Origin of the sequence: Vibrio mangrovi, from assembly GCF_024346955.1 — a bacterium.
Lineage (GTDB): Bacteria > Pseudomonadota > Gammaproteobacteria > Enterobacterales > Vibrionaceae > Vibrio > Vibrio mangrovi.
Genome location: NZ_AP024883.1, coordinates 3,273,141 through 3,288,527 on the forward strand (window position 1 = coordinate 3,273,141; position 15,387 = coordinate 3,288,527).

General features: G+C 45.4%; 14 protein-coding genes. 1 reads left to right on the forward strand and 13 read right to left on the reverse strand.

Going from position 1 to position 15,387, the window contains the following annotated elements:
- Nucleotides 1-48: 48 nt before the first annotated feature.
- Both OCU74_RS14595 and OCU74_RS14600 read right to left on the reverse strand, forming a co-directional pair.
- Nucleotides 49-441, reverse strand: coding sequence for a hypothetical protein (locus tag OCU74_RS14595; protein ID WP_143693283.1), 393 nt, complete (start codon nt 439-441; stop codon nt 49-51).
- A 315-nt stretch (nt 442-756) separates the two neighbouring features.
- Nucleotides 757-2,724, reverse strand: coding sequence for a glycoside hydrolase family 44 protein (locus tag OCU74_RS14600; protein ID WP_200807776.1), 1,968 nt, complete (start codon nt 2,722-2,724; stop codon nt 757-759).
- A gap of 877 nt (nt 2,725-3,601) precedes the next feature.
- Here OCU74_RS14600 and OCU74_RS14605 point away from each other — a divergent pair.
- The gene (locus OCU74_RS14605; protein WP_087482266.1) at nt 3,602-4,873 is read left to right on the forward strand and encodes an NAD(P)/FAD-dependent oxidoreductase; all 1,272 of its coding nucleotides are present in this window, start codon (nt 3,602-3,604) and stop codon (nt 4,871-4,873) included.
- Between the two features lie 43 nt (nt 4,874-4,916).
- On the opposite strand, the gene trpS is transcribed toward OCU74_RS14605, so the two are convergent.
- From trpS to pilM, 11 genes are all read right to left on the reverse strand, one after another.
- Entirely contained in the window at nt 4,917-5,951 is a 1,035-nt protein-coding gene (gene trpS / locus OCU74_RS14610; RefSeq protein WP_087482265.1) for a tryptophan--tRNA ligase, read from the reverse strand.
- A 120-nt stretch (nt 5,952-6,071) separates the two neighbouring features.
- Nucleotides 6,072-6,758, reverse strand: a complete 687-nt coding sequence (locus OCU74_RS14615) for a phosphoglycolate phosphatase (protein ID WP_087482264.1) — start codon at nt 6,756-6,758, stop codon at nt 6,072-6,074.
- A gap of 86 nt (nt 6,759-6,844) precedes the next feature.
- Entirely contained in the window at nt 6,845-7,519 is a 675-nt protein-coding gene (gene rpe / locus OCU74_RS14620; protein WP_087482263.1) for a ribulose-phosphate 3-epimerase, read from the reverse strand.
- A gap of 167 nt (nt 7,520-7,686) precedes the next feature.
- Nucleotides 7,687-8,523, reverse strand: a complete 837-nt coding sequence (locus OCU74_RS14625) for a Dam family site-specific DNA-(adenine-N6)-methyltransferase (protein ID WP_087482262.1) — start codon at nt 8,521-8,523, stop codon at nt 7,687-7,689.
- Nucleotides 8,524-8,603: 80 nt separating this feature from the next.
- Complete coding sequence (locus OCU74_RS14630; protein WP_087482261.1) at nt 8,604-10,175, reverse strand: AAA family ATPase; 1,572 nt, start codon at nt 10,173-10,175, stop codon at nt 8,604-8,606.
- 37 nt (nt 10,176-10,212) lie between these two features.
- Nucleotides 10,213-11,301 carry a 3-dehydroquinate synthase gene (gene aroB, locus OCU74_RS14635; protein WP_087482260.1) on the reverse strand — a complete coding sequence of 363 codons (1,089 nt, stop codon included), beginning with the start codon at nt 11,299-11,301 and terminating at the stop codon, nt 10,213-10,215.
- A gap of 30 nt (nt 11,302-11,331) precedes the next feature.
- Nucleotides 11,332-11,850, reverse strand: a complete 519-nt coding sequence (gene aroK, locus OCU74_RS14640) for a shikimate kinase AroK (RefSeq protein WP_087482259.1) — start codon at nt 11,848-11,850, stop codon at nt 11,332-11,334.
- 187 nt (nt 11,851-12,037) lie between these two features.
- The gene (locus OCU74_RS14645; RefSeq protein WP_087482258.1) at nt 12,038-13,189 is read right to left on the reverse strand and encodes a type IV pilus secretin PilQ; all 1,152 of its coding nucleotides are present in this window, start codon (nt 13,187-13,189) and stop codon (nt 12,038-12,040) included.
- The gene (locus tag OCU74_RS14650) at nt 13,170-13,772 is read right to left on the reverse strand and encodes a hypothetical protein (RefSeq protein WP_087482257.1); all 603 of its coding nucleotides are present in this window, start codon (nt 13,770-13,772) and stop codon (nt 13,170-13,172) included. The genes OCU74_RS14645 and OCU74_RS14650 overlap by 20 nt, the downstream gene beginning before the upstream one ends.
- Nucleotides 13,762-14,352 carry a PilN domain-containing protein gene (locus tag OCU74_RS14655; protein WP_087482256.1) on the reverse strand — a complete coding sequence of 197 codons (591 nt, stop codon included), beginning with the start codon at nt 14,350-14,352 and terminating at the stop codon, nt 13,762-13,764. Before OCU74_RS14655 ends, OCU74_RS14650 begins: the two co-directional genes overlap by 11 nt.
- On the reverse strand, nt 14,342-15,253 hold the full coding sequence (gene pilM / locus OCU74_RS14660; protein WP_087482255.1) for a pilus assembly protein PilM: 912 nt from the start codon (nt 15,251-15,253) through the stop codon (nt 14,342-14,344). The genes OCU74_RS14655 and pilM overlap by 11 nt, the downstream gene beginning before the upstream one ends.
- Nucleotides 15,254-15,387: the final 134 nt, after the last annotated feature.

Here is a 15,387-nt window from a genome sequence, read left to right on the forward strand (position 1 = left end):
TTTTCATAAGACCGACCACTGGCAATCATAAATAAGTTGGGGGAAAAATTATGGTGCAGGATGAGCAACTGACTTCAGTTGTTGTAACCTCTGCTTCAAATCAATCAATTCATCTGGCTGGGAATATTGCTTGCGGATATTCTTCTGCGAGAAATCAGCAAGATCACCGTGGAGCAGGGGTAAATGGTTGTGAGTATCTTGCAGCAAACCATCGGTTACGGTTTGTTGCAACTGGATTACCGGAGATGGATATTCAGCATCACGACTTAGTACCGGGGAATTGATCTGTTCATGGGAAGGTAACCGGATATTCTCTTCTGATTTTTCACGATCCGAGATTTCAGTTGGCGTAGTCAGTTTTATATGTAAAAAAAAGTAAAACAGACTGATACACAGAAGAGTAATAAGTAGAATGGTAAACCAGTGACGTTGACTTAGCATAAAAAACACACAATTCAGGATAAAGAGACGCTACCGCCCTTCATCTGATAAAAATGAATAATAATATAAATATCATTTATGGAAATAGCATCATATTTTCCTGTGGAAGTTCAGCAAGTCATCATCTGATAAATAGTGATAATCATCACTGTTTTTATTATTCATATCCATGATTTCTTAAAAGTGATTCACTCAAAAGTTAAATATGTAAATCCCAATGTTTTCTTTCCGTTAAAGGAATGCACAAAAAAATCCCCCGCGAAATACACAGGGGATTTAAGCTTAAAGCAGAACTATTCAAGTTCAAATAATCAATTAACGATTGGCACAGAATCCTACAGAATGAGTGCTTGCGCCTGGCTGAAGAACTTTGTTCCAGTCAACGCCACGAATTGTCACTTTAGTTCCTTCCTGAGTCCAGACTGCATTCCATAACGCATAAACACTACCTTCTACGTCAAAAGCAGTATTCCATTCAACGGCTTCTGAACCATTGTTGGTTACAACGATATCAGAGCAGTATGTTGAGCTGCCATCCTGTGGGATGTTAACGGAAACAGATAGGTCACCGGTGCCAGGATCAGTTGGGTCGGTTGGATCCGTCGGATCGGTTGGGTCTGTCGGATCAGTTGGATCTGTCGGATCGGTTGGATTCGTTGGATCGGTTGCTTCCGAAGTACTGAAGACAATATGATAAGCAGACAATGCCGGAATGTTGTAATTAAGCTGATTGTTGGTGACTTCAACTTCACCTTTGTCCTGAATTTCACTAGAAGAAGCATCCAGCACATAAGTCTTACCAGACTTATAAATGGTGGTTGAATCGATATTGAATACACCGTTAATCGACTCATTCATATTCTTATTCAGAACGATGACGTGCAGCAGACCGGTTGATGAATCAACAGAAGCATAAATAGAGCTATTTTCTTTATCGCTCATTGTTGCTGCTACGCTGGTATCACCAAATTTTCCGTTTGCTCCGTCATAGTTCCGGTAAAGACGATATGCAGCTGCAAGATAGCTTTGTTCATCATTCAGAATCCAGCTGTTCGCGGCATAAACATCATATTTACCAAAGATACCCAACAGATCTGCTTCGGTAATACCACCGGTAATATCATCACCACCGCCGTAACCATACTCGGTAAACGCAATCTTCGTTCCAGGGTAATTGGTGTCGATAGAATCCTGAATGTGTGGGATCAACGGCAGTTCAGCCATATTCCACTTGGCAATCCAGCTATCTTCCTGATACTCAGAATCCCATAATGTCCGTGGAGCCTGCATCCGGGCAACTCTATCTTTCACTGAATCGGCATCGCCGTCTGTTACACGTTTATCACCGGTCGCTTCTGAATACCAGTGCAAATCAAGTACGTCCAGCAAGCGTTTTCCGGAAGATTCACTTGCAGTTTTCATCTGAGCCAGATAATAGTCGATATACCAGTGGTACTGACTTGAATAGTTAGACCAGTCTGGCGCATCGGTCAGAGAAGTAAATCCGGTAAATCCGTATAGAGCAGGACCAAAAATGGTCGCTGTCGGATCGACATCTTTCACAGCCTGAGCAGCTTCAATAGAACGATCAACCAGTTCTTTTGCTCCGGGCTTTTCAGGATGGATCCGTGAGTGTGTATGGAACCACAAGCTAGGTTCGTTATCCAGCGAGTAGGCAAATACACCACCGTCAGCCGCACGGCCATAGCGTTGAACCAGGAAGTTCACCATTTCATCCGTATATACGGCGTTATCGGTTAAATCCGGAGTTAATGAGAATGGCGCATTTTTCTTCGCAACAACCGGAATCCAGCGGGAAGAAGGAGCAACTTCGCCTTCCTGAACCGTTCCGTTTTTATCCGCAGAGACATAACCGGCCAGTGGTACTGTTACCATGGCTTTCGCTCCGGGGATGACATCATTGTCAACAAAATCAGTCAGTGTGATACCCGGAATAGTTTCATCAGCACCACTTGGTACCATAAAGGTATCACTGGAATGCTGCCAGTCAGAACCGGCATTGGAATAGTTGTTTTCCCAGTTATATCCGGTTGTCCGGTTTCCGCCCAGACGATAAAAACCAAAGTTTTCACGACCTGTCATGTTCATTCTATGGTTAGTACCATAGATTAATGCACTGATTGCATGATTCTGTGCATCTGGTGAAATTGAGTAATCTACACTCACCTGAGCAGAAGCTGCACCACTGGCAAGTGCTGCAAAAATCAGTAAAGATAACTTTCTTGGTCTAGCCAGTATGTGTCGATGGCCTGGTACATTCATCGCAAATATTCTCCTTTCGCTACATTATATTGATGCTGCCGAAACAAAGCCTCACCCAAGAAAACTTTATAAAACAAAAAATTCATCAAAATCAGTTATGTATAGAATAACTAAACACACCGAATCACCCCGTGACATCATTTTGCCTTCGGGCCGATACTGATGAAAATTCCGGATCAATCATGGAAGATATCTATCCGTCAGCAGACATGTTTTCCCTTCTCTGTTATAGCCGGGACTGCTCAAGTCAATTCGTGATGCGAACTCTCACACAAAAAAAGCCGGTAAACGGCCGTCTCTCCCATATTCACATCACCATTCCCAGAATCAATCGATCGTTGGTGATCAGGTTTAGTCATCCTGAAAGCACTATGTAGAGTGCATGGCCATGTCACTTTCATCGTTCAAAGCAAATAACCGGCAACAAAGATCAACATTTTCTGGTCTTGAAACAGCACAAGACCCAAACAACAGAGACAAGTGGAACATTCAATATACTAATACAACGAATTGCACATAATGAGCTTAAATAGAGCCAAGTCATATAATTATTTTCAATCTGTCTACTTGCTCCCAATTCAGCAATTGAATAACTGACAAAGAACGAGATACACCGGCAAAAATTCGGAACACAGATAAAACCACCTGAATTTGCTCAATTTTTTAGTCGCAGTTACTCAATGCAAAATCAGAGTTTTCTCTTTGATATATCTGTTTTTATATTCGGTTCATCTATGGGATTTTTCTTTCTTACAAACATGTCTGAACAGAACAAATCCACATGATCGTCTTTCTGTGACGCAGATCGGTCGCACAATTATCAATATAAGTTATTATTAATTTAGAAATCACTAATATAAAAAGAGAGTAAGTAAAGATGAAAAGGACGATCGTAATTGGTGCAGGGCTGGGCGGAATCTCCGTTGCATATGAGTTAAGACAGAAACTGCCGAAGGATCATGAAGTGCTTCTAATCAATGAAGGTTCTGAATTCCATTTTATTCCCTCGAATCCCTGGGTCGCCCTTGGGGAACGAACCAAAGAACAGGTCATATTAGATCTGACACCCTACACGAAAAAGTTTCGTATTCCGTTTAATACCTCTGGTGTTGCACAAATCCATGCTCAGGATAAATGTCTGCAAACCGAAGACGGAACGGAGTACGAGTATGATTATCTGGTGATCTGTACCGGACCAAAACTGGCATTTGAAGCGGTGCCCGGAGCCGGGCCGGAAGACGGCTATACACAATCGGTCTGTACTGTTGATCATGCAGTCAAGTCTTACCATGCGTACCAACAGCTGCTTGAAAATCCAGGACCGGTCATCGTCGGTGCCCTTCAGGGAGCCAGTTGTTTCGGACCGGCTTACGAGTACATTTTGTCCCTCGAAAGTCAGTTACGTAAACAAAAAATCCGGGATCAGATTCCGATTACGTTTGTCACCAGTGAACCTTATATTGGTCATATGGGATTAGGTGGTGTCGGCGACTCAAAAGCACTGATGGAACATGAATTCCGGGATCGGGGAATTAAATGGATTTGTAATGCCCGCGTCACCCATTTTGAATCAAATCTGGCCCATATAGAGGAATTAAACCGTAAGGGAGAAGTCGATTTCGAACATCATTTACCTTTCGAAATGGCGATGTTCCTGCCACCGTTTAAAGGTTCTCCTGCCGTCGCAAATGTACCGGAGCTGTGTAATCCTAAAGGCTTTGTACTAACCGATGAATACCAGCGCAGTCCGGTTTATCCCGAGATTTTTGCTGCCGGTGTCTGTGTTGCGATCCCGCCACTGGAAGAAACACCAGTGCCTGTCGGTGCACCAAAAACCGGTTTTATGATTGAGTCCATGACCAGTGCGATTGTAGAAAACATTCTGAGTATCGAACGTGGTGAGCCGGTCAAAACTAAACCATCAATGAATGCGGTCTGTCTGGCCGACATGGGTGACAAAGGTGCAGCATTTATCGCCCTGCCACAAAACCCTCCCCGAAATACCAACTGGACGTCGATGGGACAGTGGGTCCATCTGGCCAAAATCGCTTTTGAGAAATATTTCCTCTACAAAGTGAAAAAAGGCACCAGTGAACCGATTTATGAAAAATATATTATGAAAGCGGCAGGAATCAAACGGATCAAATAAAAAAGGCTGCCATCACGGCAGCCCTCTCATTGACAGATAAAACTTAAAGTGGTGCAACAAAGCCAACAGCCTCATACGCTTTTTTCAGCATTGGGGCTGCTTTGGCCGACGCAGCTTCCGCACCGGATTTCATCACTTCATTCAGATAATTCAGATCAGTACGCACTCTGTGAAACTCACGCTGTACCGGTTCAAGCATGGCAACAACGGCTTCACCCACATCTTTCTTGAATGGCCCGTACATTTCAACACCTTCATATTTCGCTTCAATTTCAGCGAAAGTCATTCCTGTTGCAGCCGAGTACAATCCCATCAGATTGGAGATTCCGGCTTTATTCTCAACATCATGACGAATCCGAGGTGGTGTTTCAGTATCGGTTTGCGCCTTGTTGATCTTCTTGATAATCGATTTTGGATCTTCCAGCAGCGTAATGACATTCTTACGATTGTCATCTGACTTCGACATTTTCTTCGTCGCATCCTGAAGACTCATCACCCGGGCATTCACTTTAGGAATGTAAGGCTCAGGAACAGTAAAGATCGGCTGCTCAGGGCTATAAATATTATTGAAGCGAATGGCAATATCACGGGCTAGTTCCAGATGTTGCTTCTGATCGTTACCGACCGGAACCTGATGCGTACCGTATAAAAGAATATCGGCAGCCATCAGCACCGGATAATCAAACAGCCCGGCGTTAACATCATTCGCATAACGCGCAGATTTATCTTTAAACTGAGTCATCCGGCTCAGTTCACCCATCTGGGTATAACAGTTGAGAAGCCAACTTAATTGCGCATGAGCCGGTACGTGGGACTGAACAAATAATGTGCTCTTCTGCGGATCAATGCCGACCGCAAGACAAATCGCCAGTGCATCTAACGTGGCTTCGCGCAGTGCTTTCGGATCCTGACGGACCGTTACTGCATGGAGGTTCACGATACAATACTGACAATCATAATCATCTTGCATCTGATGCCATTGACGGAGAGCACCCAAGTAATTACCAATACTGAGTTCACCGGAGGGTTGAACACCACTAAAGACGATCGGTTTGTCCGATACCAGGGAGTTGCTCATGAGAAAAATTCCTTTGACTTCATCAAAATTAGAGAAAAAACCGTGTGACAGCTTTAAAAACAGTCACACGGTCTGCTCAGTGTACTCATTAGGAAGTATTTTTCTAGATATTTATCGCATTCATGCTGAAACCAGAACAATATCCAATACTTCACTGATCTGATCAGCGACAAAATCCGGATCGGAATCCGCAATCGGCTCACCGTGGTTATAACCGTATGTCAAACCGAATGAACGGCACCCGGCCCGTTTCGCTGCCAGAATGTCATTCTTTGAATCACCAACCATCAACATCTGCTGTGGCTGGCAGTTATAAGTCGTCAGCAACCACTCAAGGGCCATTGGATCCGGTTTCTTTTTCTCAAACCGATCCCCACCAAGCACTTCCTTAAAATAATGAGAGATGCCATGTTGTTGTAGAATATCAGGAACAAACTGAGACGGTTTATTGGTCGCAATCGCCAACGTAAATCCAGCCTGATATAGCTGTTCCAGTGTCTCTTTAACGCCCGGATACAAATGGCTGAGACGGTGGCCTGTCGCATCGTAATACACATCAAACCGGCTTCTGGCATCTTGCAGAAGTTCCGGACTCAATGACGGATCAACAGTTAAACTCTGACTTAAAGCGCGGGCAATCAGTACATCGGCACCGTTGCCGACATAATCACGAACCTGTGCTTCAGACACTCCCGCATAGCCCAGCGCACGCACTGTCTGGTCCGCAGCAACGGCCAGATCGGGAACGCTGTCCAACAACGTGCCATCCAGATCAAATACGATCAATTGAATCTGCTCAGAAGACATCACTTATACTCTCTATTTGATTTTTTATATGGCGGTACAACACAAACTCACCGGGACTGGATCCTATCGGATCCACAAACAATAACTTACCGTGTGACCAGAGCCAGTTCGGCGCGCATCGCGTCAATCACACTCTGATAATCCGGCTGACCAAAAATAGCTGAACCTGCCACAAACATATCGGCTCCGGCTTCTGCAATTTCACGGATATTCTCAATTTTCACGCCACCATCAATTTCCAGACGAATCTTGCGACCGGAAGCTTCGATACGCTCACGAACAGCACTAAGTTTATCCAGAGTATGAGGAATGAAAGACTGCCCGCCAAATCCCGGATTAACTGACATCAACAGGATTAGATCAACTTTATCCATCAGGTAATCCAGATAGCTCAATGGCGTGGCCGGATTAAGTACAACTCCCGCCTGACAACCATGATCTTTAATTAATTGCAAAGTCCGGTCAACATGCTCGGAAGCTTCGACATGAAAGGTAATCATTGATGCCCCGGCTTTGGCAAAATCAGGAATCAGACGATCAACCGGTTTAGCCATCAGATGGACATCAATCGGTGCAGTCACACCATAATCACGTAAGGCCTGACATACGGGAGCACCAAAAGTCAGATTGGGTACATAATGATTATCCATGACATCAAAATGGATCACATCTGCACCGGCATTCAGGACATCGGCAACGTCCTCTCCCAAACGGGCTAAATCGGCAGAAAGGATGGAAGGGGCAATCAAAAAGTCTTTCATAAAAGCGGGCCTCTGTGAGCATGAAGATTAGAAATACTTGCCAGGAAGGATCATTCTACCGAAGCCCTTCCCCGGATCCTAGCGTGTGTTTGCCTTTCGTATCGGTTTTTGCAGACCACAGCTCTCTCCACCATTTTTACCGGTATGAGACAGCAGTGTAAATCTGACTAGTCTGTCAAACCCTCAGAATTACCTTCAAACAGAGCCAGAAGTTCATCGACTTTATTACGTCCGGCACCGTTACGGCTAATTGTCCGCTTTACTTTGACCACACTCAGTTTTGCACCGTGGTACAACCTGCGGGTCAGAATCGTATCATGATTGGAGATCAACACCGGAATCCCCCGCTCATTGGCTGTTTTCTCTGCAATGTCAGCGAGAGCCGCCTGATCATCCAACGAAAAACCACCGCCGGCATAAGAGGTAAAATTTGCAGTGTGGGATAATGGCGCATAAGGCGGATCACAATAGACAACACTGGTTTCATCCGCCCGTTCGAAACTATCCTGATAATTGGTACAGATAAACGTTGCTTTTTGCGCTTTTTCGGCAAAAAACTCCAGCTCAGCTTCAGGAAAATAAGGTTTCTTGTAGGATCCGAAAGGGACATTAAATCCCCCTTTCTTGTTATAACGACACAGTCCGTTAAATCCAAAACGGTTCATGTACAGAAATGCCAGTGAACGATACATGACATCACTGGTCTGATTAAACTGATGCCGGACCGACAGATATGCTTCTTTACGGTTATTCTCGGCAATAAACCAACGTTTGGCTTCGGTAATATAATGTTCAGGCTGCTCTTTGAGCAGATTATATAAATTGATGAGATCAGGATTGATATCAGCCAGAATATAATGCTCGTAGTCGGTATTGAGAAAAATAGAACCAGCACCGACAAAAGGCTCAACTAAAGATTGAGCTGCCGGTAAATGGCGTCGGATATCATCAACCAATCCATATTTTCCGCCAGCCCACTTCAGAAAGGCGCGATTCTTTTTCATCTACTGCTCTATCTATCCACCACGATCAACAAGGCTGCGAAATCTAACATATTTTCACTTCATCCCCAAGTGAACCCGAACTATTTCACCCGTTCTATCTCTCGTTGCACCTGTCGGAGTGACTTCGCCCACGGACCTAGTGCCTGAATCGAACTGGGAAGTGTCGCCACTGCATCCCGGGCCATCTGAATCGTCGGATAGTTTTCGTAAGTCACGATATACCAATTGACCTGATCCCGGATTGTCGGATAGACATAAACCTGACTCTGCAACTGATGACGCCGGATAAAATCTTCAACTTCCTGCAAAGAGTTAAAGGCCGCAAGTTGCAGGGTATAACTCCGGGCAGACATCGCCATCAACTCTGTGGTTGTATAGGCAAAAGACAAACCAGGCAGGTTGGGCGAGCTGGCAGCACTGTCTTTATCAGCGGTTGGAGAAGATGAGCTTTCCGCTTCAGCCGGAGAGACAGACGAGCTTTCCTGAGCTTCTTCTGTCGACGCAGGGTCAGTTGCTACAGGGGTTTCCGGTGAAGCCTGCTGAGCCAGATGATCAAGTTTTGCCGTATCAGCATGCTCCGGCTTACCTTCCATCAACGCATCTACAACCTCGGAGGAAATAACTACACGCTGTCCCTGATCATCAACACCGACACTCTCACCATCGGAGATAACTGCCGGGGGCAGCGCATTGGAATCATCAGTCACACCACCGGGCAAAACCTCATTCTGGTTCTCTTCGTCTGATGCTGAAGAAGACGTTTTGGCATCTCCCGCCATATTCCCGCTTTCCGGCAGCGTCGGAATAACCGTCTGTTCCTTCGCCACATCATCTGCAACAATATCATCCAGTGTATTTACGGCCGGAGCCTGCTGCCCGGAGAGCATCCACCAGTAACCGCCGCCTAGACAGACAGCAACTAATAGTATCAATACTGCGATCTTGGCAGGAGACCCGACTATTGAGCGAATCACGATCCGCTTTTCCATCTTCTTCTCTCCTAATGCTATGATATCACCCGGAGTTTTCTTCGCCTTACTATACGCATGACGAACTCTTTTCTCCATTTTAACGTCGACGAAGCGCATCACCAGATATTCGAAAAGACGATCAGCGTCATCCTGAGAAAGCCGCTCAATCTCCAGATCAACGGGTTTATGCTCCTGACCATAGCCAATCCGGGTCAGCAGCGTGTCAAGAACCCGGGGAAGTGCAAACAGGATCACATTGATCGACCACTGCGGTTTTTCCTGAGCTTCCAGCACTAACATCCATAATTCGGAAATCAGATTTTCAGATAAAAGTTGAGCATTATCGACCACAATCACGATATTGCAGGGATCATCTTCAAAAACGGCGGTCAGATTATCGGTCAGAGAATCATCCGGATTAAAACGGGCATGAGAGGAAATTTGGGTCAGAATGGTCATGCGGTGCTGATGATCATCCTGATTCGGGTAACATAGCAACAACGATTGATTCTTATCTTCCGCCCACGCTTCCAGATAGCGTTGTGCGATCCAGGTTTTCCCCGCACCTGCTTCACCGGAAACTGTCACTAAATTGGAACCGAAATGCGTCAGAAGCCTCAGTCGCTCCAACAGATCGACCTGAGACTGTAATTCCAACACTCGCCCGTGTGCTGCACTCATGAAACCATCCTACCCAGAAGAATGAAAGACAGTTGAATTATACTGTACGACAGAAATCTATCGCCTGCTCAATAACCGATTCTGGGATATCCTTCCACACTTCAGCGGTACCGATTCCCGTCGGCAGAACCAATCTCAATGTTCCGGCCAGAACCTTTTTATCCCGCATCATATGAGTCATGAAATCAGAAAAAGACATTCCTTCTGGCGTCTGTACCGGCAACCTGGCCGATTTCAGAATCGCAACAATACGTGCAAACTGTGCCTCAGAAATTAATCCGTGCAGCTGTGCCGTTTTCGCAGCCATGACAGTCCCGGCAGCAACAGCTTCACCATGAAGCCACTGACCATATCCCAGATGGGCTTCAATCGCATGCCCGAATGTATGTCCCAGGTTAAGCAGAGCACGAATACCGGCTTCTTTTTCATCCTGTGCAACAACTTCGGCTTTGATCTCGCAGCAACGGGCTATCGCATAAGTCAGCGATGTCTGATCCAATGCGTAAAGTGAATCAAGGTGAGTTTCCAGCCAGTCAAAAAATTCAGCATCATAGATAATGCCGTATTTGATCACTTCAGCAATCCCGGCTGCAAATTCACGTTCCGGCAGAGTTGCCAGACAGTCAGTGTCGATAATCACAGAACGGGGTTGGTAGAATGCACCAATCATATTCTTACCCAACGGATGGTTTACCGCTGTTTTCCCACCAACAGAAGAATCGACCTGAGACAATAGTGTCGTCGGAATCTGGATAAAGTCGACGCCCCGCTGATAACAGGCAGCAGCAAAGCCAACCAAATCACCGATCACACCTCCACCTAAAGCAACAATCACAACATCTCGTCCCAGATTATGCTCAAGTAAGAATGTCATCACCGTATTGAATGTGTCCAGACTCTTGTACTGTTCCCCATCGGGTAATTCCAGTAAATACGTCTGACAACCGGCGTTTTCAAACAACTGTGTGACTTTATCGGCATAAAGCGGCGCAACCGTAACGTTGCTAATCATCACCACTTTCTGCTGAGGGGGAAGAAAAGAAAGATGTGCCGGATCTTGGAATAATCCGGCTCCGATTGAAATGGGGTAACTACGCTCACCTAAACTGACCGTAATCTGCTCCATGGGTTGCACTCCGCAAAAAATTAAAAAAACTTACTGTTCTTCTAACATTTTTACGATCTGATTGGCTACCACTTTTGCACTTTGGTCGTCAGTTTTCACAGTAATATCCGCAATTTCTTCATAAAGCGGATTACGCTCCTCAGCCAAAGTTTCTAAAACTTCGCGTGGCTGTTCTGTTTGCAGAAGCGGGCGCTTTTTATCACGACTGGTACGAGCTAACTGCTTCTCAATGGTCGTTTCCAGATAAACAACGACACCCCGGGCAGAAAGACGATTGCGATTCTCTTTGCTTTTTACAGACCCACCGCCTGTCGCCAGAACAATTCCCTGTTGTTCCGTGAGATCATGGATGACAGTTTCTTCACGTTTGCGGAAACCATCTTCTCCTTCAACATCAAATACCCAAGCAATATCTGCTCCCGTTCGTTCTTCAATGACGGAGTCAGAATCTACAAATTCCATATGAAGTTGTTGTGCCAGATATCTACCGATAGTACTTTTGCCGGCCCCCATAGGACCAACAAGGATAATATTACGTTTTTCAGCCATGTTTAGCAGTAATTAACAACATTAATTCAATGACATCGCCACAAGTGAATTCAAGGTATAGCAAGGGTTGAATCAGCTTCGTGGCACCAATTCCTCACAGACATTTCGTGATAAGACCCGAAATTATCTAGATCTGAGTGCCCGAATGCAACATTATTTTTCGGCTATCTGCAAAAAGCAAACTAACTTATTGAATAACAACCCGAGGCGTGACGAAAATAAGCAGTTCGTTCTTATCTGTTTTTTGATAATTACGCCGAAACAAGTTGCCTAATAATGGCAAATCCCCCAGCACGGGAACTTTATCAATCCGGTGCATCTGTATTTTCTGATAAATTCCGCCCAGTACTACAGTTTCTCCGTCATTCACCAACACCTGAGTCCCGATTCTTTGAGTGGTAATCGCGACAGCTTCTCCCGAACCTGTTTTGACAACCTCTCCGGGACGATCCTGTGTCACTTTTAAATCAAGGAGCATGTGGTGATCCGGAGTAATATTCGGTGTCACTTCCAGACTCAGTACTGCTTTCTTGAAAGCAATTGTCGTCTCATCATCAGAACTCGATTCCTGATAGGGAATTTCTGTCCCCTGTTCGATAAATGCCGCCTGATGATTTGTGGTTAACAAACTCGGACTGGAAATAATTTCGGCTCTGGATTCACTTTGTAAAGCAGACAGTTCCAAATCCAGCAGAGTCCCGGCTCCCAGCTTTGCCAGTTGGAAAGCAATAGATGAAGCATTACCGGAAGTACTCGGCAAATTAACATTCAGAAAATCGGTCACCTCTGCCGATTCCGTCACTCCGGTGTCATGACCACCCGCATGCATCTGCTCAATATTCCCCCCGACAGCAAAACTCCCCTGCCTCATTTCCGCCCCCCAGCGAACACCAAGTTCATCCAGTGCGCCTTCGCTGACAATCACAATTCTCGCCTCAATTCTGACCTGCCGGACCGGAATATCCAATGCCTGAATCATGTCCCGGACAGACGCCAGACGGGATGGTATATCCCGTATAATCAGTGAATTGGTGCGCGGATCAACCCGTACAGTCCCTAATTCAGATAACAGTCCAGGTTGTTTTCCCCCCTCAAGCAACGGAAGCAGTTCAGACGTTTTTGCATACTGAACGGGAATCAGTACTGTTGCTAAAGATGACTCTGACTCTTTGTGTTCATGCGCAGAGAGAGCTTCTGTCTGCTCCGGCTGCGGTACATCAAATGGGTCACTAACCGGTTGAGCCACACATACCACACAGTTCAGTCCCCATAAGAACAACAATCCCCAAAACCGAAAATCAGATAATATTCTCCGGTACTTATTTCGACTCATGATCATCAGTTCCTTTATTTTGGTCTTGGGGTTTACCGGGTATATAACCCGTGGCCGAAACCTCAATACGATTCTGCTTAAATGAAATTCTTTTCCAAATCACCGGCTGAAAAATAACTTGGGGTGTCTGCTGCTCAATGGCACCGATAAAATTCCGGATATCCGGAAAAACTCCGCTCAATCTGATTTCAAAAATATCAGCCATATTCCCGAACTGCCGCGTTGGCTTTTTCCAGACAAAATGTCGGATACGGACATGGTTGTGTTCAGCCAACTGCTCTATCCTTTTTACCCATGCAGAAGAATCATGCTCCCCAATTACCTCTGACATTTTTTGCACCAGTTTCTGCCGGAGAGCATGCCAGTCGTCTTCCTGCTCCCGGAAATGATGAATCTGCTGTCTGAAAGCTTCCTGCTGCTGAGCCAGTTCATTCAAACGGATCTGGTACTGTTGCAACACTTCATATCTGCCATGCCAGAAAAGCGGATAACTGGCACCGGAGAGCGTGATGACCAACACAATGATGAGTCCGCCCTGCTGTAAGGGAGAAGCATGCAATATCAAACGCCACAAAGCATCAGAAGTCATCGTCAGTCACCTCTTTTCTCTGCGCTTTATCAGAAGTTGCCTTTATCACGAAACGAAGCTGGAAAGCACGAAATATGTTTCCCCAGTGGGGAGAATTGTCACGCACGGAAAGGATATCCAATTGTTGAACTGATGGAGCCTGTCTGAGACGCTGAATAAAATGAGCAATATTTTCCGGATAACGACTCACTCCCTGAATGATCACCTGTTGTTCCTGCAAACGGATCTCTTCCAGATAGATACCTGATGGTGTCGACGATGTCAGGAATGACATTAGCCATACCGGCACCTGGCTTTGTGCTATCCATTGATTCATCTGATCCAACAGTTTCTGATCCTGTACTGCTTCTTCTTGCTGCTGTTCCCAGTCGTGCAGACTCAGCTTCTGTTTCTTGATTTGCACATTGAGTGCCAGTTCAGACTGTCGTCTGAGAGACAGTTGCTGATTCATCCAGAAGAAAGTTCCCCCTTGTCCGACACTCAACAAAAATCCACCAAGAATAAGTCGTCCGTATAACAGATGCTTTCGTCGATATAACTGATTCTGACGCCAGTCCATGAGGTTCAGTTTATGCAGCATAACCGTTCTCCAGTGCGATCAATCCCCGTAAAGCACTTCCGGCAGCCAGTGGTATAACCCCCCAAAGATGATCAGCGACGGGGACAGACGTCTGAAAAACTGCAGCTGTTGTGAACCGTTCTATCGGCCCATCAAATAGTTTGCTCAACCCAGATGACAAAACCTGATAAACCCCAGAACTTCCTTTCACCCATATTCCGTTTGGCAAAGAAGATTGATGGAGAGAGAGAAAACGTTGCACTTCCTGTAGAATCCGTTCCAGAGTTGGATCTGATTTCTGGCCGGGAAACGGAAACTGGCGATAAAAATTCAGCTCAGTGGAGATAAAACCTACCACGACCATCTCCTCACCGACATCCAGTAATAACCATTCCCGTCGTTGAAAATGGCTCATAGCTTCCAGCAAAAATTGAAGAAATGCCTGTTTCTCCGTATCAACAAGTACCGGCTTTAAGCCAGCCTGACGAATCGCCTGTAAACGGCTTTCAATCACCTCCCGTTTCGCTGCATAGACCTGATAACCCTCATCGAGCACTACATAATCCAGACATACGGATTCTCTGGATAATGAGGTTTTCTCGCTAAAGGCCTGATAAACGAGCCAGGATTCCAGACTTTTATCATGATCGTGCAGAGATAACCGGAGTGTTCTTGTCATGACTGCCAGTTCAGGAACTGAAATCGCAGCCCGATGCTGAAAGAAAGGCAATCTCTTTCTGACTCCGGCAAGTTTATTGACAATTTTCTGATAACTGATGACCTCATTTTCGGAGAAAATATCATCAGTAACAGCAATAGATTCACAATTGAGCAGTGACAGTATGTTATGTTGACGTTTTAGCGTAACGGCAGTAACACGGTGACGACGAATATCGATTCCCGTAACGATGAATTTTCTCATACAGACTCCAGTCGTTCAGCACTGTTCAAATTGCTGATTGGTAGTACAATAAGCGCTCATTTCGGGATGACGTAAAAACTGAATAAAAAATTGAAATCATGCAGATGAATAAAAGTTTCTGAGCTCAAACGTTT

Coding starts and splice junctions, on each gene's coding strand:
- OCU74_RS14595 (WP_143693283.1), bottom strand. CDS start 441: ATGCTAAGTCAACGTCACTGGTTTACCATTCTACTTATTACTCTTCTG.
- OCU74_RS14600 (WP_200807776.1), bottom strand. CDS start 2,724: ATGAATGTACCAGGCCATCGACACATACTGGCTAGACCAAGAAAGTTA.
- OCU74_RS14605 (WP_087482266.1), top strand. CDS start 3,602: ATGAAAAGGACGATCGTAATTGGTGCAGGGCTGGGCGGAATCTCCGTT.
- trpS (WP_087482265.1), bottom strand. CDS start 5,951: ATGAGCAACTCCCTGGTATCGGACAAACCGATCGTCTTTAGTGGTGTT.
- OCU74_RS14615 (WP_087482264.1), bottom strand. CDS start 6,758: ATGTCTTCTGAGCAGATTCAATTGATCGTATTTGATCTGGATGGCACG.
- rpe (WP_087482263.1), bottom strand. CDS start 7,519: ATGAAAGACTTTTTGATTGCCCCTTCCATCCTTTCTGCCGATTTAGCC.
- OCU74_RS14625 (WP_087482262.1), bottom strand. CDS start 8,523: ATGAAAAAGAATCGCGCCTTTCTGAAGTGGGCTGGCGGAAAATATGGA.
- OCU74_RS14630 (WP_087482261.1), bottom strand. CDS start 10,175: ATGAGTGCAGCACACGGGCGAGTGTTGGAATTACAGTCTCAGGTCGAT.
- aroB (WP_087482260.1), bottom strand. CDS start 11,301: ATGGAGCAGATTACGGTCAGTTTAGGTGAGCGTAGTTACCCCATTTCA.
- aroK (WP_087482259.1), bottom strand. CDS start 11,850: ATGGCTGAAAAACGTAATATTATCCTTGTTGGTCCTATGGGGGCCGGC.
- OCU74_RS14645 (WP_087482258.1), bottom strand. CDS start 13,189: ATGATCATGAGTCGAAATAAGTACCGGAGAATATTATCTGATTTTCGG.
- OCU74_RS14650 (WP_087482257.1), bottom strand. CDS start 13,772: ATGACTTCTGATGCTTTGTGGCGTTTGATATTGCATGCTTCTCCCTTA.
- OCU74_RS14655 (WP_087482256.1), bottom strand. CDS start 14,352: ATGCTGCATAAACTGAACCTCATGGACTGGCGTCAGAATCAGTTATAT.
- pilM (WP_087482255.1), bottom strand. CDS start 15,253: ATGAGAAAATTCATCGTTACGGGAATCGATATTCGTCGTCACCGTGTT.